This window comes from Zongyangia acetica (genome assembly GCF_038739695.1).
In the GTDB taxonomy this organism is placed as follows: domain Bacteria; phylum Bacillota; class Clostridia; order Oscillospirales; family Ruminococcaceae; genus Zongyangia; species Zongyangia gallinarum.
Window position 1 is genome coordinate 23,871 of sequence record NZ_JBBEWN010000002.1, and the last position, 20,501, is coordinate 44,371.

The following is a 20,501-nucleotide window of genomic DNA, read 5'->3' on the forward strand; positions in this document are numbered from 1 at the left end:
TAGCTGGCTGCAGCCAGCGCAGGGGAAGTGTAGCGTCCCCTGTTTGATTTGGAGCAGACCATGACTGCGGAAAATCACAGCTCTCCGGCGAGGAGCCTTCGGAGAACGCAATGCACCAACCTCTGGGTGGTGTATAATTGCGCCCTTAGTAAACTAAGGGGTTTCCGGCTTCTCCCGTTCCAGCATTTTTTTCAATAGTTCCTGCGTGTCCTGCCTGTGAAAAATGAGTTTCAACAACAGCATGACATCATCATCTGTTAGGCGTTCCGGCTCTTGCAGAAAACTTTCCAGCATACCGCCACGAGTGCAGAGCCGGTGCGTCCGTTCCTTTCGGGTAAGCTGCTTTAACTGGTGCTGCAATGCCTTTTCATCATTGATGGCTTTCCGCAGTTTCTTTTCGCTTTTCTCCAGCTCCCGGTTGAGCTTTTCCAGCTTCGAGGTATCAGGCAAGGGCAGCGTCCTCCTTTCCCGGTATCAGCACATAAATCCTATTCGGTTCTCCCACGCCCTGACGCACCCGCATGATAAGTCCGGCGTTTTCCAGTTCATTCAGAGAACGCTTGACCGTCATGGGACTGCGGGACAGGACTGCGGCAATGGCTGTGACAGGGAAGCAGACAAACAGGATTCCGTTCTCGTCCTCCTGCTCTTTGGATAGCATAGCGTCCAGCATCCGGCAGTACATGACCTTTGCGGTGCTGCTGACTGGAAATCCTGTCAACGCTCTGGGAAATGGCATACAGGGCGGCAATGGTGTGTCTATCGTCATAAATTCAAAATTCATTCGGTGTGTTCCTCCTTTTTCTTTGATCGTTTGGATAAATAACGGGGGCAGTCAATCACAACCGCCCGGAAGCTCTGCTTGCACCCATGCTGGCATTTCCGGCATAATTCGTTGTAAGTGACACGCCCCCGGTCATTGAGGTAAAAGGAAAGCTCATGCTTCCTCTTTTTGCTCATTCTCGGCATATTGTATTTCCTCCCGTTTTAGTGTATGGTTTCGGGGCGATTTTCGGCAAAATTACGGTCATAGAGCCGATTAAAATCTCCCGAAGTATCAGCGATAGGGTAGACTATCCCCCTATCAGATTGTCGTGTTTCGGTATCATTTCGGTGTCAGTTCGCCAGTTCTCCCCGGTGTCGTTCCTCCCCTGAATCTCACAGCGGCGTATCGCTCCCTTTGGTACGCTCGTTTCGGTCAGGGTTCCTCCACATCCCTGCCAAAAGTCATGGCGCTACATCGCCGGGGAAGCATATCCCACACAGGCTGGTCATTCGATTGGAATAATCCATCGATGAACTACCTGTATCATAGAACATTTTTGTGCCCTGTGCCGTATGTCCACAAAGTAGGAATTAGGGGTAAAAATCAGAAATTTCCACGATTGCGGAAAGTGTGATATAATCCAGATAAGCGGCAGCAATGAAACCATTGGAAAGGAGCGTGCGCCCATGAAAGGAGCAACAAGCATACAGGAACGCCTTTGGGAACTCCGCAAGGACAAAGGCTTAAATCTGGAAGAACTATCAAAGCTGACAGGCATTTCCAAATCAGCTCTTGGAAGTTATGAAAAAGAGGATTTTAAGGAAATCAATCATGGCAACCTTATCACGCTGGCAGACTTCTATGGGGTCTCTGTTGATTATCTACTGTGCCGGATAGAGAACAGGGAGCAGATCAACACACCATTGACGGAGTTGCATTTGAATGATGAGATGGTGGCACTGCTGAAAAGCGGTCGGATTAACAACCGTCTGCTCTGTGAGCTTGCTACACATAAAGATTTTATCAAGTTTCTTGCAGACATTGAGATTTATGTGGACGGGATTGCTACCATGCAGATTCAAAACCTCAATGCACTTGTCGATACCGTCCGGCATGAAATCATTGAACGGTATCGCCCAGGCGAAGATGACCCGCATTTGAAAGTGCTGCAAGCCGCCCATATCAGTGATGATGAGTATTTCAGTCACATGGTTCTGGATGACCTCAACCTGATTATCCGGGATATTCGGGAAGCCCACAAAAAGGACAGTGAGAGTGCGCCCCAGACCACCGTTGCCGATGAATTGAAAGAAAATCTCGAAGCAGTCGAAAATTTCAAGGGCAGCCGGGATGAAAAGCTGGTTGTCCTTTACTGCAAGCAGCTCGGTATCAACTATAAAAATCTGTCAGACGAAGAATTTCGCTGGCTGATTCGGATTCTCAAAAAATCAAAGAAAATGGGAACGCCTATCAGCCAGAGGAAAAAACGGTAAAAAAACCGCTGTTGCATGGTTGGGGTGCCTTCCATGTAGCAGCGGTTCTTGCTGTGGTTATTATTTCATTCGTTTTCTTAATATCCGGCGATAATTTGTTTCTCCCTTTGGTGCGTCCTGTATAATTTCCAACACACCATCTTCAAGCATTTTATCAATGCGATTAGAAATCCATACATCACTAATTCCAAGTTGATATTTTCCTAAAACATTACCTATAACAATAGCCATTTTGAATTGCTCTGGCTGTTCCGCAATTTCACGAAGAATGAAACTATCATATATATCTTCTGAAACACTTTGCAATTTACCATTTAGCATTGCACGCAAAGGTGCATTTTCATTTTGAAGTTGATTCCATTTCATAGCACAAGCTGAAAGAAATACAGGCTTAGCTTTTTCTTGTAGAGTTATATATTTTCCCCATTCGCCAGGAGAAACCTCACCCCATGCTATTTTGGATGTCATAGTATTTTCTTTTCCATATTCCCAGGCAGGTAACTTAACCAAATAAATTGTTGTCTGACAGTTTAATGGTCGAAGTTGTTTCATAAGCCAGTACATACCGCAAAGTTCATCCGGATTATAGCTATACCAAATACGAACTTCTTCTCCAGCTACATATCGTTCAATAACCGAAGACAATGTAATATAATTATAATTAACAATACTTCTGATTAGTTACTATTAAATTTAATCTGTTGGTTCTTTTTGGTAGCGAAGAAGTCTTGTTTCCAATGTTCCAGTGTGGAGTTCGAAAAGATGATTATCATAGTCATAAAAATATATTGAATTCCCCTCTCCTATAACCCTTTTTCTCCCAGCTTTTATCTCTAAACCAAGGTTTTCTATTCTCTTAAGGTACATTTCATAATCCGATTCATCTATTTTAAATGCTATATGATTATAGCTTTTTTCCATTTCCTCTCCTTCCATAACTGCAATCCAAAGGTCGTTTATCAAGAAAAATTTTTCTTTGGATATAGAAAACTTTTTGTCTTCGCTTGAATAAATTTCTTTGGCTTCAAAAATTTCTTTAAAAAATTTTGTGGCTTTATCTAGGTCTTTGACAATAAAAGTAATATGACTAATTCCATATATCAACTTTCCCACCCCCAAAATATAAATAGTCTCTACTTCACATAATTCTACTGTTGTTCACTAACTTATTTTCTATTATATCTCAAAATCAAAAGATTTACCTCTGATTTAATGTTATGAGTTTTACTCAATTCTTATTGTGTCAAACTCATTTTTTTGTAATATGTAACTATTTTTTACCCTAATTTTCTGTATTTTTTCTTCAACCTGATAGTCTAAATCCTCTACAAACCAGACAGACAGCATTTTCTTGAGAACATTTTTCCGCTGTTCGCCAATTCCATTATCAGAAATATCTCCCACACTAAGAGCCATATCAAAACAATAAACATCACTGCTCTTGCCTCCCAATGGAATAGCATTCTCCCAAGCAATATGTTCTTGTTCCTGTGCTTGAATTTGTGCTTCTTTCATTTCATCTGAAGATGGAACACTCCCATCTTCGTGCCTCATAAAGACCGAAACTGCACTTCCTCTATACTTTCCCTTACCGTAAGTTTGGGCAATTTTCAAACTTCCACAGGCACTTTCACCAAATACAATTTCAATCATCTTATATACCTCCGATTTAATTACTCCCGTATGAATAAATTATATCATGCAAAACAATTTCTTCTGCCCGGTTGTGAATGTTATTACAACGCTGCACCCATTCCATTTGTTGAGTTCGCTTCAATTCCTCTGTCACGCCCTCGGTGGCTTTCATCTGCTCCATGATAGTGTCTAACCGTTCCTGTGCCTGTTCGTTCAGGTCTGCAAGATATGTCCACAATTCTCCGGTCAGTATCAATGTATTCAATCTGGCTGGGTGGACTTCCCTTAAATATTCCCGGTGCATCCGTCCGTACTTTCCGATAGGGCGGTGTTCCTCCGGCAGTTTCAAGTCCGGGATGTAGTAATCTCCGACAAGGATATAATCAATTCCGTTTTCCGTTATTCTTGGTTTCAATTCTCTCATGTTCCTTACCTCCTGTGGAAGCAGGCTCGTCTGGTACTAACTCAATCACATCGGTAATCTCACAATTCAGCGTTTCGCAGATACGGGCTAATGTATCCATGCTGATGTGCTTTCCCTCTTTGCTCATGTTGGCAATCATATTTGTTGTCATACCAGCAGCAAGCCTTAAATCCTCTTTCCTCATATCACGCTCTAACAGTGTGTGCCAGAGTGGTTTATAGCTGATGTGCATATTGTTTTCCTGCCTTTCTATCCATACCACCGGGGCGGCTGCCCCGGCAGGAACTTTTCTCTTATTATAGCACCAATCTTGTGAAATCAAAATTTATTCTTGTATCCTGCCGCTGATACCGTCTGGATTGGTTTTCCTTTCTTTTTTGTTCCCTTTAATTAGCCATGAACTGCTTGACCCCTTGTGATTTTGCTTATGTACGATAAAGAAGTAATAGAAGTGTAAAAAATTTTGCCGTTCCTATCCGGCACTTGGCCATTGTGTCGGATAGGTCGGGCGTTAGGCTTCGGGCAAGTCAATCTTGCCGACAAAGCTGTAATAAATCTCAATGTCCTGCCTGCGGGTGCCGTTCTCGTCATAGCTGCACTCATGCACGACGATTTTTTCAATCATTTCCCGCAAGAGGGTGGGGGTAAGTTCCTCAAAGGCAAGGTGCTTTCGGACAATACCCATAAACTTTTCCGCGTTGACGGTGGCGGCCTGCGACTTGTCCAGTTCGGCCTGCAAAGCGGCGGCGCGGTCTTTCAGTTCCCGCTGTTCCTGCTCATAGTCTGCCGACATTTCCATGAAACGCTCGTCGCTGATTTTGCTGTTCACATTGTCCTCATACAGCCGCTTGATAATGCGGCTCACTTCGGCAATGCGCTCCTGCGCCTGTTCAAGCTGCCTGGTGGCTGCGGCGGTCTTTCTCTTGCCGCCGATCTCGTTCTGCTGGATAAGCAGCTTCACAAAGCGGCTCTCATGCTTGGCGGCATACTCGGTCACTTGCCGGAGATTGGAAAGGACACCGGCGGTCAACAGGTCGGTGCGGATAAAGTGCGCCGTACAGTCGCGGGTGCGCTTCTTGTAGCTGCCGCAGATGTAACAATCCTGCTTGCGGGTCTTGTTCTGATACCGCTGCTGGTACATCACATGGCCGCAGTCGGCGCAGAACAGCATACCAGAGAACAGCCCCACTTCATCATAGCGGTTCGGGCGTTTGCGCTGCTTGCGTAACTCCTGCACGCGCTCCCATGTTTCCGTGTCGATAATCGGCTCATGGTGGTCGGGGAAAATGGCCTGCTTCTCCACGGGGTTCTCTACACTGTGTTTGACCTTGTAAGAGGGCTTTTCCGTCTTGAAGTTTACCAGACAGCCGGTGTACTCCCGGTTTTCGAGGATATGAACAACGGTGTTCGTCGCCCATTTGCACTCATAGCCGGGGTGGTAGCGGCGGGTGCTGCCCGTCCTGCGGTATTCCAGCGTCCCCGGCGTGGGGATTTGCTGCTCCGTAAGCATACGGGCAATCTTGGTCGGGCCATTCCCGGCAAGGCAAAGCTGGTATATCTGCTGGACAACCGGCGCGGTTTCCTCGTCAACGATATAGTTCTCGTCCTCGTCCATGAGATAGCCATAGACCGGCTTGCTGGTAACGGGCTTGCCGCTCATGCCTTTTGCTCGTTTTACTGCCTTGATTTTCTTGCTCGTATCTCTCACCAGCCATTCGTTGAACAGATTTCGCAGAGGGGTAAAATCATTGTCCATGCCGCCGTTTGCGCTGTCCACATTGTCGTTGACAGCGATAAAACGCACGCCCTTTTGGGGGAACAGCATTTCCGTGTAAAACCCTACCTGCAAGTAGTTTCGCCCTAACCGGCTCATGTCCTTGACGATAACCGTACCCACTTTCCCGGCTTCAATGTCTGCAAGCATGGCTTGAAAACCGGGCCTTTGAAAGTTCGCGCCGGAATAGCCGTCGTCGGTGTACCAGCGCAGGTTGGTAAAGCCATTTTGTTTTGCAAAGGTTTCGAGTATCCGTTTTTGGTTCGATATGGAATTACTCTCGCCTTGCAATTCGTCCTCATGGGACAATCTCGGATAAAGGGCGGTAATGAGGTTTTGGGTGGCTTGTCTTAACATAAAATCCTCCGTTTCCGACAGCCAGCCCCACTATTCCGTGGTTTCATTGTACCACGGAATAGGGCTGGTTGTATAGCGGCAAAAGTGTCAAATCTGCTTCTTTACAGCTTATCAAATCGCCGGTTTTTGTGTAGCGTCTTGTTGTGCCGGTTTCAGTAGAAAAGTTCATCTTCCTGTGATATACTCATATCAGCTTCAAAATCCAAACATAAGGGAGAGGTACTCTTGGATAACAACAACAATAAGCGGGAAAAAATAATCATATTCATTTTGGGGGCTGTTCTAATCATCGCCGTCTTGTCCATAATCGCCATATTCAGCAGTGCAATCATGCGTCTGCTCGGCTTTGAGTATGAGAGTGTCGGCGGCTTTATCCTGTATTTCATAATCGCGTCGATTGTTTCATATCCCATGAATTTAGTCGCAGGCGCATTTCCAAAAGCATTGCTTAACCTTGACAGAATAACAAGGGAAATGGCCGTCTGTATGTATGTGCTGTTAGATACTATCACTACATTTTTCGGCTTTTATATCGTCGATTATTTCATGCCCTCTGTATCTGCAAATACGATTTCGCTGATTGTTTTGGCTCTGGTGTTTGCACTCTTTGGGATTAGTGATGTAAAGAAAAAAGAGTCCTGATTTCAGCTTTTCCAGTTCCAGCGGCCACGCTCCCCGGCATGGCCGCTTTTTCCATTCCCCGGTTCACGCCGGATAGGTCGGCTCCTGTGTAGCAGCGGCTTCCGCTTCCAGTACCCGCGCCATTTTGTCGGCGGCGGTGGTCGTGGTGTCTTTCTTGAAATAGCCGGACACGACAAGGACGGAATTGCCCATGCGGATTTCCGTCACGCAGTCGGGGCGGCGGGCGGTGCGGGTGTCGTGCTGCTTGTTATCTGCCATAGGCAATACTCCTTTCAGTCGGTAATCAGTTTCTTCATGCTCTCCATTTTCCGCTGCGCGGTTTCCTGCCGGAAGTTGTCGCCGGTAAAGCGTACCGGGACGCACATGGAAAGCAGGCGGTCATAAATCCGGGAATGGGCGGTGTCCTCCGGGTTGTGCAGGTCGTCCAGCGTGAGGTTGGTCGTGACGATCAGCGGCTTGCCGCTGCGGTAACGGCTGTCAATCACATTGAACACCTGTTCCAGCCCGTATTCCGTTCCGCGCTCCATGCCGAAGTCGTCAAGGATAAGCAGCGGATAGCGGCAAAGGCGGGAAATGTACTCGTTGCGCCCCTCAAAGCTGGCGGCAAGGTCATTGAGGATAAGGGCAAAGTTCGTCATGTGAACGGGGATTTCTTTCTCCATGAGGGCGTTTGCGATACAGCCCGCAAGGTAGCTTTTCCCGGTTCCCACGCCGCCCCAGAACAGGCAGCCGATATTGTCGGTTCGCATATCCTCCCAATGCTCCACATATCGGCGGGCAATCCCGGCCTGCGGGTTCCTGCCGTTGTCGTTCTCAAAAGTCCAGTCCCGCATGGTGGGGTCGGTAAAGCCCCGGCGTTTCAGTTCTTCCACGGTGTCAAGGTGCCTACGCCGTTTCTCGGCGGCCTCCCGTTCCTCGCGGGCGGCTCTCTGGCAGTCGCACTCTGCCGGGTGGCGGTCACGGCCAAAGATAGCGGCCTTATCCGGCGCAAAGTAGGCTTCTTTCGGCTTGCGGCATTTGCCGCAGTAGAGTAAACCGTCCTCGCCGGTGTAGTCCTCCGGCTCCGGGGCGGTGGCCGTCATATTCTCCAAAACAGCGTTGATTTCGTTCTTCATAAACTCTCGCCCTCCTTGCATGAGTAGTCTGGTATGCCCTTTTTCGGGGCTTTCTTGGCTGCGTCCTCCTGCGCCCATTTGTAGATTGTGGCGGCATGGCTGCGGTATCGCTTGCCGCTGGACGCGATATGGCAGGATAGCCGGTCAATGTAGTAGTTCCATTTGTCGGGCAGGTCTGCTTTCAGCCCGTCCAGTTCTGATTGCGAAAGAAAGACATTTTCATACCGTCCATAGGCGGCGCGGGCGGTCTGTCCCGTATCTAACTCTCGCTCTCTCTCTTTTTCTATCTCTATCTCTTTCTCTATCTCTATCTCTGGTGGACAAATGTCCGCTTGATATGGTGGACAAATGTCCGCCCCGGCTTTTGGCAAGGCTTTCTGCTCCTGCAAAGCCAGCCTTGCCCGCCGTTTCCGCTCCCCCTCGGTAGAGGATTGGCCGATAAGCAGTTCAATGTTGCTCATATACAGCGCGCCGTTCTGTAACGGCTCCACAAGCCCCAGCTTCATAAAAATCTGCAAGGCTCGTTCTACGGTGCCGACTTGCTGGCGGGTAATGGTGGCAATCATCTGCGCGGTGTAGGGGATATTTTCATCAAGCTGCAACTTCCCGCCGTTTTTCAGCGATTTCAAGTACAATTTCAAGAGAATGTTGGAATAGAGGATGCCGTCCTGCATACTTTCCAGCAGCACGATAGCGTCCTCGTCAAAGTAATTCTCTTTCAGCTTGAGGTAGTAGTATTTTCGGTTATCTGACATGGTTCCTCCTTTGGGTGGATTTGGGGCGTTTGTACGCATTTAGAACGCCGTTTCCGGGGGAAAAGGATAAATGTATCGCGCACCCTTTGACACCCATGAAAAAAGCCTTGATTTATGCGGGTTTGAAAGGCTCTAAAGCGTGACATTTATGCCTTTGTTTCCGCTTTCGCTCGGCGGCTTTGATTTTCTTCATGCGCCCGGCGCAGTCGGGGCAGTATTTTCCCCGGTTGGATTTGGGGACAAATGCCGCGCCGCAGACCGCACACCGTTTCCGGCTCCCCCGGTACAAAAGGGCTGCGGCCAGCTCCCCGTCAAGGGGCAGGACAGCCACACGGAACCAGCGGCACATGAGGGAAAGGGAAATGCTCTGGACGCACACGCAAGGCTCCCCGTCGTCTAACAGCAGGCAGTTCCCCCCGTCGTAGTTACAGCACTCATGTACCAGCCGCCGCGCCCGCCGGTGCTGGCGGTAGTCCATGCGGGGCAGCTTATCGCTCATGGCTCTGCTCCTTTCTGCGGCGGGGTTCCTCCCGGCGCAAAATCTGGTCGATATTCCGCTTGACGGTCTGCAACTCCGTGTACCGCTGTTTCTGTTCGTGGTAGGTGTTATACAGGCCGGATTTCTTGGAAACAAGCTGCTCGATCTCGTCCTGCAACGCTTTTCGGGCGGGCAGCTTGGTAATGCCATGCTCCCGGAAGTACCGGGCGGCTGCGTCGGCTATGATAAAGTCGCTCTCATGCGCCTGCCGGTATGCGGCGCGGGCTTTCTCGGATTTCTGCGCTTTCAGCCCGTCGCGGGCGGGCTTGGTCTTGGCGTAAGCAAGTACCTGTTGCTGCAACTCCTTTTTCCCTTGTAGCTTGGTTTCCAGTGCTTTCAGTTCGCCGCTGGTCTGGCGCATTTCCTGATAGGCGGTATCAACGGCGGCTTCTAACTGCTCCGGGGAAGTGAAGCCGTATTCCTGATACACATTCAGCGTCGCGGCCATTTGTTTAAGGTTGTGCATGGTCGCCCAGCGTTCATAGCCCCGGCCTTTGCCCTCGGCTTTCTTCTGCTCAATGTCCACAAGCCGCTGTACATTCGGAGCGGTTTGAGGGGCTTTTGTGGGCTGTATGCCGGTTTTCCCATGCCGCTGGTATTCGGGTATGGCTGCGGCCTTTTCTGCGGCTCTGGCGGCGTTCTGCTCCAAAACGGCAAGGACAGCGGCGCGGTCAAAATCGTCGCCCAGCTTGCGGGCGGTAATGGGCTTTGTCCTGTCCGGCGTGAGGTAACTAAGCCGCCCCCGGCTCTCCTTGACGGTCACGCCCTCCCGCAGCAGCAGAGAGGAAAAGTCCTCGAATGAGGCCGCCGCCGACAGCGCGGCGCGTATGGTCTGCCGCAGCTTTTCCTTGTTCGTTTCAAACTTGGTCTGCCGGGGCGTGATACCGCCTGCAATCATGGGGGCGTTCTGCCTGTCCAGCGCGGCCTGTCCCTTTTTCTGCGCCCAATACTCCCGGTCTGTGACGCGGTTCTTGCTGCCGTTCAAGAGGTCGATTTGGTAAAGCCCCTCCCGGTGGCACATCTCCATGACTTCGGACTTGAAGTAGCGCAAGGCCGCGTCGGTACAGCGGTGCTTGCAACCGGCTTTCGTGTCGGCTGGCCTGTCCATGTAGGGCAGGAACGGCACTTCCTCTATCCGCAGGCTGTTAATGACGATATGCACATGGATGTTGCCGCTGTGGTTATGCCCGTCCGGGTGGGTGCATACAAGGGCTTGGTGGCCGGGAAAATGCTCGGTGCAAAACTTCTCGCCCAATGCCTGCGCCCGGTCTACGGTCAAGCCATTGTCCGGCCCGTCCCGTGGGTCAAAGCTGATGATATAGTGGTGGCTTTTCACATCTTCCCGCTGCTGGTTCTTCCCGTATCGGAGATTTGCCCGCATACACGCAACGGCAAAATCCTCGCCGCCGCAGTTCAGTGTGGACAGCCGGTAGTCCTCGCGGGGGATAAGCCTGCCGGTTTCATCAAGGACAGGCTTCATGGTAAACTCGTCATGCTCAAAAAGCAGGTATTGTTCGGCGGCTCCGTAGTCGGCGTTTTTAGAGTTGATATGCTTGAGTGTTGCCAACCGCGTCACCTACTTTCTGTAAGACTTCATACTTGAGGGCGGCAAGGTCGGCTATGGCGGCGCGTACCTCGCCGGAGAGCGCATTGTAGGGTGCGCCGTACTCGTTCAGATACCGGGCTATCTGGTTGAGGTTGCCGCCGATCCTGCCGTACTCGGCGGCCAGCTTCCCGACAGCGGAGAGCAGTTCGTCATTGACCGCCGACACATGGATAACGGGGCGTATGGTGGTGCGCCGTATCGCCTGCCGGAGAAATTCGGACTGGCTGATACCATAGGGCGCAAGCCGCGCTGTGAAGTCGGCATATTCATCTTCGGACAGCCGGGTTTTCACAACGCGGCTGCGGTGGGGCGTGTTGTATCGCTTCGGCATGGGCTGTAAACCTCCTTTCACTTATCACAAAAAATAGGCTGGTCTGTTAGGTATTTCCGGGACAGTTCCCGCAAAAAAAGCGGCCTGCCGGATGGTAGCTACTCATAAAACAGCATCAACAATCAACTGAAACAGGGTAGCTGCCATACGGATTGCCACAAAAGCGGGTAAGAGGTCAAAGACTTCTTGCCCGCTTTTTCTGTGCCGCGTGGAACGATAGAAAGGCATTTTTGCGCTTTCAAGGGATACGATACTACTTGTTCTGTTTCCGTTCTCTGCAAGTCGCATAAATCAAGGCTTTTCGCCTGCCTAAATGTCCACGCTGGCATGGCAAAATGTTACGCAGTAGACCGCCATTTTTGAGGGTGGGGATATAAACACTCAACTCTTGTGTTTTCAAGTCTGCAAAACCGCGTTGTGTAAGGCGCTCTCGCTCTCTATTGCGTAACACATCATCATAGATTGAGGGCGCAAGCGGTCTATCCGTTTGCGCCCTCTTGATTACCCGACAGCAAAGACGGGCAAAGCCGTCAAGGACGCGAAGCGCGAAGTTTATCCTTGACGGCTTTTTCTGCCTTTGCTACTTGTCATCTGTCAAAGCGGAACTTGGGTAGTGCTTCCATTAAGGACGCTTTGAGATAATCTTGAATATCGTCGTTGATACTCCCTTGAAAGTAGGACAGATATTTGATGTAGCCGGTATAGGTTTGAATGACGGTGTTCACCGCTTCCGGCTCCCCGGCGGTTGCCTTTACAATCGTTTCATAGGGCAGCAAATTGTATTTCCTATTCTTCATCTTCTAACGCCTCCAGTTCTTTTCGTATGAAGCGCAATGACCTTTTTCGTCTACGAAAGATTGTGCTTCTGCAAACTCCGAATAGCCTTCCGATTTCCGTATCGCTGTAACCGAGGTAGTACCGCAAAAACAGCACTTCACGCCGCTTTTCCGGCAGACGCAAAAGCGCGGCCGCTAACTGCTCGCTTTCTACAATGACCGTTTCCCCACGAACGGTAAAAGTGGTAGGCATATCGTATTTCACAAAATACTCGTCTGTTGTGGCAATCGGCTCAAAATCAAACTCCCGAAGATAGTCGAGTGATACCTCAAACTGTTGCTTCCGCCGTATTTTCTTGTAAATACCCAGCGCCGCATGGTAAAGGACAATCTTGCAAAAGGCGTTGAAAGTGCGCTCGATATGTTCCCGATACTGCTCACTATTCATCATTTTTCTCACCCCCTTTCTTCCCAAGCAGGGGGCAAAATACCAAACGCCCACGCAGCATAAAACCGCATGGGCGTTTGGTACAGGAACTATAAGAGATAACTATATGACTTGTGTGTTCATACTCATAGGCGCAAAATCCCATGCAAGCGCAAGGGCTTTTTTTGACCGCAGGTTATGAGAAGAAAGATAATGAAATACAGACATATTGACACATCCCCAATACTGCTAAACGATAAACTTCTCTATGGCAGCAACGATTTTCTTGATTTCTGTATTGGTGGTGTTGATACATAAATCGTAGTTTGCTTTATTGCCCCAATCTTGTTCTGTATAAAATTGGTAGTAACGTGCTCTTTTCTTATCAATAGATATAATTTTTTGCTGCAATTCTTTATCCGTCATCGCCGCTGCGTCGGCTCCCTTTTCCCTGCAACGGGCAATTTTAGAACTTATATCCGCATATACAAACAAGCGAAAAGGGTTCAAATCTTGCAAAACATAGTCTGCACATCGTCCTACAATGATACAATCCGATTTCTCTGCCATTTCGCGGATTATTTCGCTTTCCTGCTTATAAATGGACAGACGATTTTCCAATGTATAGTTGGTAGGAATACCAAAAGTGCGAGCAGTTGTTATTGGTAACAGCGGCAGGGGCCTGCTTTCCTCCACTTGCAACACATAACTTTCCGCTAATTGAGTTCGTTTCATCAATTCATCAATAATCTCTCGGTCGTAATAGGCAATATTCAGTCTTTCGGCTAAACGCCTGCCAACTTCTCTTCCACCGCTTCCAAATTCACGGCCTATGGTAATGATCCGCTTCATATCATGTCCCTCCTTAAAATCCAACTTTCTGATTTTCTTTCTTGCGCTTTATGAAAACAATCAAAACAACTGCTATAATCGCCGTCATGATTTCACTGATAGAATGGCAAAGCCATACGGCTTCGCTGCCAAAAATCAGCGGAAGAACGGCAACCAAAATTGGCGGCCATATGACGCTACGGCATAGAGATACCGTAAGGGCGTTACTTGTGCGCCCATTTGCCTGCCAATAAGAAATCATTAAAATATTAAATCCTGCAAGGAAGAAACCGGAAAAGTAAGGTAGGCTTTTACTTTCCATAAAGTTGATTAGTTCAATATCTCCCGGATTGAAAATCGTGAAAAAGCCGCGAGAGAAGAACACGATCAAGACATAGCACAAAACGCCTATTGCTAAAAATGCTTTAATGGAAAAGCCAAGTAGAGATTTGCTCCGTTTTTCTTCCCCTGTCCCCATAAAATAACTAAATACGGGTTGCAAGCCCTGCGCCATACCAAGAAACAGTGTCAAAATAATCAACATTAAGTAGCCGATGACAAGGTAGGCTGCAAGTCCGATTTCCCCAAAGCCATAATGCACAATGGCAAAGTTATATACAAAGGTAATAATGCCAATAGTAAACTCCATGATAAAGGACGGGAAGCCAAGTACATAGACCGAGCAAATGCTCCGCCACTTCAGTTTGAATTTCGTTAAGTACAAATCCCCGCGCTTGAATATGAAATGGGGCAGCATAATTAAAACGCTGAAAATGGGGCCAAGTGCGGTAGCCAATGCTGCACCGGCAATCCCCATGTTCAATGGGTACATAAACACATAGTCCAAGACAATATTTGATACAGAGCCAAACATGAGGGCAAACATGGCAAGTTTTGGACGGTTATCATTACGCACCAGACCGCTTAACAAGAAACTGAAAAGCAGGAATGGGGAAAAGGTAATGATGTACCACATATAACTGATTGCTTCATCATGGATAACCGGAGTTGAGCCTAAAAGTTCAGCAAGCGGGTGAATAAAAATATTTCCCAATACGCTAATCAACAGCCCCATAACAGCCGTACATAGGGCGGCAAGGCTAAAAATGTGGCGTGCTTTTTCTTTCTCACCTTGACCGAGATGTGAGGAAATCAAAACGCCCGCGCCTGTGGCAACTGCCATAGACAATGCAATTAGTATCTCGACAAGCGGAACAGAAACGGCAGCGGCGGCCATAGCGTCGCGGCCAAGTCGATTGCCAATGAATACACCGTCAACAATCATATAGACCGAGTTAAACAGCAACCCTATCATTTGCGGTACGGCATATTTGGCAAATAAAGTGTGTGATTTGCCTTCATACATGATAATCAATCCTCCTAACAAATAAAAAAAGGCCAGCGTTTGTGTAACGCTGGCCTACTACACAATAAAATGAAACCCCGGCGGGCTGATTTTATTTACAGTCTATTTAATTTTTCCTTTTCTTTTACAAGTCCTATCGCCTCTTTTCCTGTTATGTGGTCGATTGTCATTTCCAACATACAAAGAGGCTTCCACCCACGGTTTATGGCATGATCGCGGCTTGCGGCAGTATCTTCCGGCGCATATTTGATTGCCAATTTTTCTATCGCTGCTCTCTTTTCGAGATCACCTTCGATTATCCGTATTTGTCCAAAAGCAATTACACTTCTAAAATAAGTTGTGTACTCCTCCGGCACAACTAAATCTTTATCAATCACACAAAACGACGCTTTTTCAGTTCTTTGAATAGCGTCTATTTTATGACCGCTTTTTGCGCTGTGAAAATAGATTTTCCCGTCGTCATACACATAACTGATTGGAACGGCGTAGGGATAATCGTTGTCGCCCAAAAGGGCAAGCACACCAGATGTCCCCTTATGCAGAATATCCGCAATCTCTTGCCGCGATAGTTCCTGTTTTTTTTGCCTCATTTCTCGAAATATCATATTGACCTCCACAAAAAAATAGACGTTTTTTTTTACTCCTTCCATGGCCGACTGGAGTAAGAATAAGCGTTTCTCGGCAGAAACATATTTTTATTTAGAATATCACAAATTGCATGGTAAGTCAATATCATTTTCCGGATTTTCATTTTTATATAGTGAGGGGGAAAGTGCAACAAAAGCTGCCTTTCAAACGGGATATTGAGTGAGAGAAAGTAAAGGGTTTGGGATTTTCCCAACAAGCCAAAATCGCAAATGGGTACTCATTTGCTGTGCTTGCTCCCTACTCAAAACAAAGGAAAGGACGGGAAAGGAATGGAAAAGAAGCGAACAATCAAAGACGGGCAAATCGTTGTAAAAAATCCACTCTATCAAGAGTTGCCCACACACGAAGTTACAATTCAATCCGGCAGGACGTTCTATCGTTTTACGGGAAGCTACGACGGAAGCCGAAGCCTACCCCATAAAGTTTTACGGCTTATGGGGCACTCCCCTATTGATGAAAAAGACGAGGAGCGTTAAAATGAGTATAAGCAATCCTGTAATGGCAGACTGCCCGCCGATGAAAGGAGCAGAAACGATGTTAAGGCAGTCTGGCAAGATTACCGCCCTCTATTGCCGCCTATCCCGCGACGATGAACTAACGGGCGACAGCAACAGCATTGTAAATCAAAAGGCGATTTTAAGTAAGTACGCAAAGGAAAATCATTTTTCAAATCCATTGTTTTTCGTGGACGATGGATATTCCGGGACAAACTTCAACCGTCCAAGTTGGAGCGAACTTTTGGAAAAAATCGAAAACGGCGAAGTGTCCACCTTGATCGTCAAGGATATGTCGCGGCTTGGGCGTGATTATCTGAAAGTGGGATTTTATACCGAAGTCCTGTTCGTGGAAAAGGGCGTGCGTTTTATAGCTATTAACAACGGCATAGACAGCGCAAACCAGCAGGACAGCGACTTTACCCCCTTTCTCAATATCATCAACGAGTGGTATGCGAAAGACACCAGCAAGAAGATACGCGCGGTGATGAAGTCAAAAGGCGAAGCGGGGGAACACCTCTGCACCAACCCGCCATACGGCTACAGGAAAGACCCGGAAAACAAAAAGCGGTGGATTATCGACCCCGAAGCTGCCGAAGTTGTCAAGCGGATATTCGCCCTTTGTCTGGACGGTTACGGGCCGTCGCAGATTGCCCGTATTCTGAAAGATGATAAAGTCATAACGCCGACAATCCATTTTCAGCAGACAGGCAGGGCGACAAGGAACGCGCCGCCGGATAATCCCTTTAACTGGACGGGCGATACAATAGCCGACATTTTGGAGCGTCCGGAATATCAAGGGCATACAGTAAACTTCAAAACCTACAAGCAGTCCTACAAGAGCAAAAAGACCTGCAATAATCCCGAAGAAAAATGGCTTGTGTTTGAAAATACCCACGAAGCAATCATTGACGCTGACACATGGGCGCGGGTGCAGGAATTGCGGAAGAACAAACGCCGCCCGACGAGGACAGGAAAGACAAATATGTTTTCCGGCATTGTGCGCTGCGCCGATTGCGGTGAAAAGCTGTATTACTGCACAAGCAGGAACTTTGAAGCAAGGCAAGACCACTTTGTCTGCTCTACTTCAAGGCTCAAAGGGAAAGAGGTTTGCGCGACGCATTTTATCCGCGCCGTTGTCTTGGAACGGGGCGTACTCGCCCACATGAGAATGACGATTGCCTGTGTTGCGAACCATGAAGAACAATTCCGCAAGGCTATGGGTGCGAAGCAGAAAGCCGAAGCAAAAAGAGAACTCGCGGCGAAGCGTCGGCAACTGACGCAGGCAGAACGACGGATAGAAGAACTTGACCGACTATTCAAGCGTATTTATGAGGACAACGTAGGCGGAAAACTATCTGACAGCAGATTTCAAATGCTCTCTGACGACTACGAGCAGGAGCAGAAAGAACTGCGGGAAAAGCTGTTGCGGTTGAATGAAGAAATTACAGAACAAGAGGAACAGGCAGAGAATATCGACAGGTTTATCTGCAAGGTGCGGAAGTATCTCGACTTGAACGAGCTGACACCCACTATCCTAAACGACATGGTAAAGGCGGTATATGTTCACGCGCCGGACAAGTCGAAGGGTTATCGGGAACAACAGATTGACATTTCCTATGACCTTGTAGGAATACTCCCCGCGTCTTTACTGATTGACCTGCAAAACGGAGAAACGGCATAGCCGAAGCTACGCCGTTTCCTGAAAACATTCTTATGCTGTTTTATGCGTGCCGCCCCGACGGAAATATTTTTGCGGCGCAAGCCGCCATAGCAGGGTTTGGGGAAGGCACTCCCCAACAAGTTTCCCGCGAGGGGCAAAACCGCAGAATTGCGGATTTTGGCACCGTGGTAGAAACTTGCTCTCCGTGACTGCAAACTTTCCCTCACTTCCGTCCGCCACTTTTTCGGAAAATCGCAACCACAAAAGTTTGTTTCTCCTTTCCTGCTACTACTAATCCTGCAAAGGGCATTCCTGCCCGCTTTCGCTAAAATGACACCTGACGCAGTGGTTTCTACCCGGTGCTGGCAAAAATCTTGCCCTTTGCTCTCCACCACGGGTAAAACATCCAAAATGCCAAACACCAATGCAGCCCCCCTCACTTACTACTACAACCGGCAGGGGTCAAAATGGCCGGGAGCAGAGCCGGACGACAAAAAAGCAGTAAATCTTTTACAAGACTTACTGCTTTCACTGGCCGCGCTGGTGGCGGCTGGTATTCGGTTTTTATGGCTTGTCCGGCGGATCGTCGAGCCGGAACTTGAATTGACAGTCCATTAACCGCTGCTTTACATAGTCCTCCACCTCGGCGTTGACCTGCCCGTTCACTTTTGAGAAATAGCGGATATATCCGGCGTAGTGGAGCAGGACAGCGTTTACGGCTTCCGGGTCACACTCACGGGCTTTGAGGATTGTTTCGTAGGGGAGAAGTCTACTCATACCGGCTCACCCCCATTTCTTCGCGTAGCCGCTGCAAGGCAAGCTGGATATGCCGCCCCGCTGTGCTGCGTGACCGGCCAATACACGCGCCGATCACGCGCTGCGGCTGGCGAAGAAAGTAATAGCGCAGGATTTCTTCCTGTGTCTGCTCCGGCAAAACAGAGATCGCGTCGGCAAGGGCGGCGTTGCTCAATAGGACGGTCTGCCCGCAGACGGTAAAGGGGTGTTCTTCGTCCGGCTCCGGCTCGGCAAACTGGACAAACTTCTCATTCGTCAGATAGTCAAGGGAAATTTCCCGTTCCCATTTCTGCCGCAGCCGTATGATTTTCCCGATAGCGGCATACCGAATAACGGCTTTACAAAAGGCGTTGTGCTTGTACTGGATATACTCTTGATAGGCTTCAATCTCGGTCATGGAAATTCCCCCTCTCTGAATAATAGCGTGGGGCGGCAGCACCCCTTGCTGTCGCCCCTTGTCTGCCTACCAGCAAAGGCGGGCGGGGCTGTCAACGGCGGCGCGTATGCGCCGTTCATCTTGACCGTTGACTGGCTCGGCTGGCTTTGCTAATCAAACTTTTTCTAAATCAAATCTTTCTTCACAAAAATCTTTTTTGAAATCACAAACGATACAAGCCATATAAAAATCCCACAACCACACAAAATAGCTGCTGCTATTGCTGAATTTGATTGCATAAGTGAAGCTAATTTTGAGGGAAAGCTAATTCGTTTTGTTATGTCTATAATAACAGGGGAAAGAAATAGCAAAAAACACACAAACTTTGTCTTTTCATACCCAAACTTATATTGTATCGGAAGAAAAATTCCCATTCCAAACGCTTGAATTAGAAAGACCAACGCAGCAGCTTGAGCAAAGTTATCGAGTTTAAGTTCTGGAATAAATTGCATTTCAACCAAATACGCGATACAGCAGACCGTATAAATAATAAAGTACAGTGTATATTTTGAAATAACCACTTTCCCTTTTGTATAGGGAGTTGAAGAAAGTAGAGCAGTTGCTCTCGGATATTGATTTTCTTTTTCTGATATAGCTAAATTAAATGCGACTGAAGAAATCAAAACCGCCATTAGCAGACTAATCATACCGCCCATTTGAGGCTGCCGCCATGCAAGTAATAATGGCAAACCGATTGCTATTGCAACTACTCCCAAAGAGTAGCCTTTGACTATCATTAAATCTTTCTTTATCAGGGGTATCAACATCTTATTCACCTTCCTTTACATACGCCAGCATTATATCCTCTATCGAAGCCCTTTCAAGAAGTACGTCGGGATAAAGAGATTTGATTTTCGACGCATTATCTGAAATTCCTGTAAATCCATATTTGCTTTTTTCCAAGTGAAGCATAAGCGATTTTATATCCGGGGAAAGATACTTGACATCACCTTTAACAACTCTAAATTTATCAAGCAAGAAATCCTTTTCTTCTTCAAAAAGAATTTTTCCTGCATTTATCATTATCAACATATCTGCTGATTTATCCAAATCGGTTGTATTATGAGTAGAATAAAAAACAGCTCTACCGCCTGGCTCTATATAGGATTTCAATATGTTAATAAACTGTTCTCTCATTAACGGATCAAGTCCACTGGTCGGCTCGTCCATAATGAGTAATTCCGCATTATGTGATAACGCTAACGCCAAAGCGTACTTCATCTTCATTCCCTTAGACAATGTTCCGATTGTCTGCTCCTGTTGCAAAGAAAATCTTTCCAAATATTGTGTGTAGGTGTGATTGTCCCATTCTGAATAGGCAGGAGCAAGTAAAGCTGTCATGTCCTTGATTGTCAATTCGTCATAAAAACAACCACTGTCAAACACAACACCTATTTTATCTTTGAATGTCTTTTCATCTGTTGAAATGTCTTTGCCACGAAACTTGATTATCCCGCCATCTCTATGGACTAAATTCAAAAGTGCATTGATAGTAGTTGTTTTACCTGCACCATTCACACCGATAAATCCGGTTATACAATCCTCATAGATTGAAAAACTGACATTTTTCAACTCAAAATTTTTATATGTTTTTTTCAATCCGGATACTTCTAAAATCGCAGCCATATC

26 protein-coding genes and 2 pseudogenes are annotated in these 20,501 nt (G+C 47.6%); 4 read left to right on the top strand and 24 right to left on the bottom strand.

Features of this window, described 5'->3' with window-relative positions; all coding sequences use genetic code 11:
• Positions 1–153: 153 nt before the first annotated feature.
• Genes WGC32_RS01865 through WGC32_RS01875 form a run of 3 tightly spaced genes read right to left on the bottom strand, consistent with a single transcriptional unit; the run spans position 154 to position 969 of the window.
• Entirely contained in the window at positions 154–450 is a 297-nt protein-coding gene (locus WGC32_RS01865) for a DUF3847 domain-containing protein (RefSeq protein ID WP_009296086.1), read from the bottom strand.
• The gene (locus WGC32_RS01870) at positions 443–784 is read right to left on the bottom strand and encodes a DeoR family transcriptional regulator (RefSeq protein WP_054328106.1); all 342 of its coding nucleotides are present in this window, start codon (positions 782–784) and stop codon (positions 443–445) included. The genes WGC32_RS01865 and WGC32_RS01870 overlap by 8 nt, the downstream gene beginning before the upstream one ends.
• Entirely contained in the window at positions 781–969 is a 189-nt protein-coding gene (locus WGC32_RS01875) for a hypothetical protein (protein WP_054328105.1), read from the bottom strand. The genes WGC32_RS01870 and WGC32_RS01875 overlap by 4 nt, the downstream gene beginning before the upstream one ends.
• A gap of 483 nt (positions 970–1,452) precedes the next feature.
• Between WGC32_RS01875 and WGC32_RS01880 the strand changes: the two genes are divergently transcribed.
• Complete coding sequence (locus tag WGC32_RS01880) at positions 1,453–2,259, top strand: helix-turn-helix domain-containing protein (protein WP_006873172.1); 807 nt, start codon at positions 1,453–1,455, stop codon at positions 2,257–2,259.
• Positions 2,260–2,319: 60 nt separating this feature from the next.
• Here the strand turns inward: WGC32_RS01880 and WGC32_RS01885 are convergent.
• The 6 genes and pseudogenes from WGC32_RS01885 to WGC32_RS01910 form a co-directional block, all read right to left on the bottom strand.
• Positions 2,320–2,907 (bottom strand): annotated as a pseudogene (locus WGC32_RS01885) (DUF3658 domain-containing protein); the annotation flags it as partial.
• 45 nt (positions 2,908–2,952) lie between these two features.
• Positions 2,953–3,363 carry a fosfomycin resistance hydrolase FosXCC gene (gene fosXCC / locus WGC32_RS01890; protein ID WP_024725385.1) on the bottom strand — a complete coding sequence of 137 codons (411 nt, stop codon included), beginning with the start codon at positions 3,361–3,363 and terminating at the stop codon, positions 2,953–2,955.
• Between the two features lie 150 nt (positions 3,364–3,513).
• Positions 3,514–3,912 (bottom strand): annotated as a pseudogene (locus WGC32_RS01895) (DUF3658 domain-containing protein); the annotation flags it as partial.
• A 16-nt stretch (positions 3,913–3,928) separates the two neighbouring features.
• The gene (locus WGC32_RS01900; RefSeq protein ID WP_009296082.1) at positions 3,929–4,318 is read right to left on the bottom strand and encodes a TnpV protein; all 390 of its coding nucleotides are present in this window, start codon (positions 4,316–4,318) and stop codon (positions 3,929–3,931) included.
• Positions 4,278–4,640: a helix-turn-helix domain-containing protein gene (locus WGC32_RS01905; RefSeq protein WP_022742028.1), complete on the bottom strand. Its 363-nt coding sequence runs from the start codon at positions 4,638–4,640 to the stop codon at positions 4,278–4,280. The genes WGC32_RS01900 and WGC32_RS01905 overlap by 41 nt, the downstream gene beginning before the upstream one ends.
• Before the next feature lie 189 nt (positions 4,641–4,829).
• Positions 4,830–6,449 (bottom strand): recombinase family protein, encoded by a 1,620-nt coding sequence (locus WGC32_RS01910; protein ID WP_342680501.1) that lies wholly within the window; start codon positions 6,447–6,449, stop codon positions 4,830–4,832.
• A gap of 225 nt (positions 6,450–6,674) precedes the next feature.
• Here WGC32_RS01910 and WGC32_RS01915 point away from each other — a divergent pair, with 225 nt between their 5' ends.
• Positions 6,675–7,091 carry a regulatory YrvL family protein gene (locus tag WGC32_RS01915; RefSeq protein WP_089701074.1) on the top strand — a complete coding sequence of 139 codons (417 nt, stop codon included), beginning with the start codon at positions 6,675–6,677 and terminating at the stop codon, positions 7,089–7,091.
• Between the two features lie 63 nt (positions 7,092–7,154).
• Here WGC32_RS01915 and WGC32_RS01920 read toward each other — a convergent pair whose 3' ends face one another.
• From WGC32_RS01920 to WGC32_RS01970, 11 genes are all read right to left on the bottom strand, one after another.
• Entirely contained in the window at positions 7,155–7,349 is a 195-nt protein-coding gene (locus WGC32_RS01920; protein WP_079697851.1) for a transposon-encoded TnpW family protein, read from the bottom strand.
• A 14-nt stretch (positions 7,350–7,363) separates the two neighbouring features.
• Positions 7,364–8,206 (bottom strand): ATP-binding protein, encoded by an 843-nt coding sequence (locus WGC32_RS01925; protein ID WP_342680502.1) that lies wholly within the window; start codon positions 8,204–8,206, stop codon positions 7,364–7,366.
• Positions 8,203–8,961 carry a phage replisome organizer N-terminal domain-containing protein gene (locus tag WGC32_RS01930; RefSeq protein WP_342680503.1) on the bottom strand — a complete coding sequence of 253 codons (759 nt, stop codon included), beginning with the start codon at positions 8,959–8,961 and terminating at the stop codon, positions 8,203–8,205. Before WGC32_RS01930 ends, WGC32_RS01925 begins: the two co-directional genes overlap by 4 nt.
• A gap of 112 nt (positions 8,962–9,073) precedes the next feature.
• Positions 9,074–9,460, bottom strand: a complete 387-nt coding sequence (locus tag WGC32_RS01935) for a cysteine-rich VLP domain-containing protein (RefSeq protein WP_087371203.1) — start codon at positions 9,458–9,460, stop codon at positions 9,074–9,076.
• Positions 9,450–11,066, bottom strand: a complete 1,617-nt coding sequence (locus WGC32_RS01940) for a relaxase/mobilization nuclease domain-containing protein (protein ID WP_342680504.1) — start codon at positions 11,064–11,066, stop codon at positions 9,450–9,452. Before WGC32_RS01940 ends, WGC32_RS01935 begins: the two co-directional genes overlap by 11 nt.
• Positions 11,038–11,436: a plasmid mobilization protein gene (locus tag WGC32_RS01945; protein ID WP_118482398.1), complete on the bottom strand. Its 399-nt coding sequence runs from the start codon at positions 11,434–11,436 to the stop codon at positions 11,038–11,040. Before WGC32_RS01945 ends, WGC32_RS01940 begins: the two co-directional genes overlap by 29 nt.
• Before the next feature lie 587 nt (positions 11,437–12,023).
• Positions 12,024–12,233: a helix-turn-helix domain-containing protein gene (locus WGC32_RS01950; RefSeq protein WP_118637849.1), complete on the bottom strand. Its 210-nt coding sequence runs from the start codon at positions 12,231–12,233 to the stop codon at positions 12,024–12,026.
• Entirely contained in the window at positions 12,223–12,663 is a 441-nt protein-coding gene (locus tag WGC32_RS01955; protein ID WP_118637847.1) for an RNA polymerase sigma factor, read from the bottom strand. The genes WGC32_RS01950 and WGC32_RS01955 overlap by 11 nt, the downstream gene beginning before the upstream one ends.
• Positions 12,664–12,888: 225 nt before the next feature.
• Positions 12,889–13,491 (bottom strand): cytidylate kinase-like family protein, encoded by a 603-nt coding sequence (locus WGC32_RS01960; RefSeq protein ID WP_118637845.1) that lies wholly within the window; start codon positions 13,489–13,491, stop codon positions 12,889–12,891.
• Positions 13,492–13,504: 13 nt separating this feature from the next.
• Positions 13,505–14,836 (bottom strand): MATE family efflux transporter, encoded by a 1,332-nt coding sequence (locus WGC32_RS01965; RefSeq protein ID WP_118637843.1) that lies wholly within the window; start codon positions 14,834–14,836, stop codon positions 13,505–13,507.
• Between the two features lie 95 nt (positions 14,837–14,931).
• On the bottom strand, positions 14,932–15,441 hold the full coding sequence (locus WGC32_RS01970) for a pyridoxamine 5'-phosphate oxidase family protein (RefSeq protein ID WP_417944636.1): 510 nt from the start codon (positions 15,439–15,441) through the stop codon (positions 14,932–14,934).
• A 312-nt stretch (positions 15,442–15,753) separates the two neighbouring features.
• Between WGC32_RS01970 and WGC32_RS01975 the strand changes: the two genes are divergently transcribed.
• Together WGC32_RS01975 and WGC32_RS01980 are read left to right on the top strand one after the other, a co-directional pair.
• Positions 15,754–15,960, top strand: a complete 207-nt coding sequence (locus WGC32_RS01975) for a hypothetical protein (protein WP_118636074.1) — start codon at positions 15,754–15,756, stop codon at positions 15,958–15,960.
• A 58-nt stretch (positions 15,961–16,018) separates the two neighbouring features.
• Complete coding sequence (locus tag WGC32_RS01980) at positions 16,019–17,662, top strand: recombinase family protein (protein ID WP_106765277.1); 1,644 nt, start codon at positions 16,019–16,021, stop codon at positions 17,660–17,662.
• A gap of 543 nt (positions 17,663–18,205) precedes the next feature.
• Here WGC32_RS01980 and WGC32_RS01985 read toward each other — a convergent pair.
• The 4 genes from WGC32_RS01985 to WGC32_RS02000 all read right to left on the bottom strand — a co-directional run bounded on the left by WGC32_RS01985 (position 18,206) and on the right by WGC32_RS02000 (position 20,498).
• Positions 18,206–18,418: a helix-turn-helix domain-containing protein gene (locus WGC32_RS01985; protein ID WP_342680505.1), complete on the bottom strand. Its 213-nt coding sequence runs from the start codon at positions 18,416–18,418 to the stop codon at positions 18,206–18,208.
• The gene (locus tag WGC32_RS01990; RefSeq protein WP_342680506.1) at positions 18,411–18,833 is read right to left on the bottom strand and encodes a sigma-70 RNA polymerase sigma factor region 4 domain-containing protein; all 423 of its coding nucleotides are present in this window, start codon (positions 18,831–18,833) and stop codon (positions 18,411–18,413) included. The genes WGC32_RS01985 and WGC32_RS01990 overlap by 8 nt, the downstream gene beginning before the upstream one ends.
• Before the next feature lie 164 nt (positions 18,834–18,997).
• Entirely contained in the window at positions 18,998–19,639 is a 642-nt protein-coding gene (locus WGC32_RS01995) for an ABC-2 transporter permease (protein ID WP_286732141.1), read from the bottom strand.
• Between the two features lies 1 nt (position 19,640).
• Complete coding sequence (locus WGC32_RS02000) at positions 19,641–20,498, bottom strand: ABC transporter ATP-binding protein (protein ID WP_342680507.1); 858 nt, start codon at positions 20,496–20,498, stop codon at positions 19,641–19,643.
• Positions 20,499–20,501 lie beyond the last annotated feature (3 nt).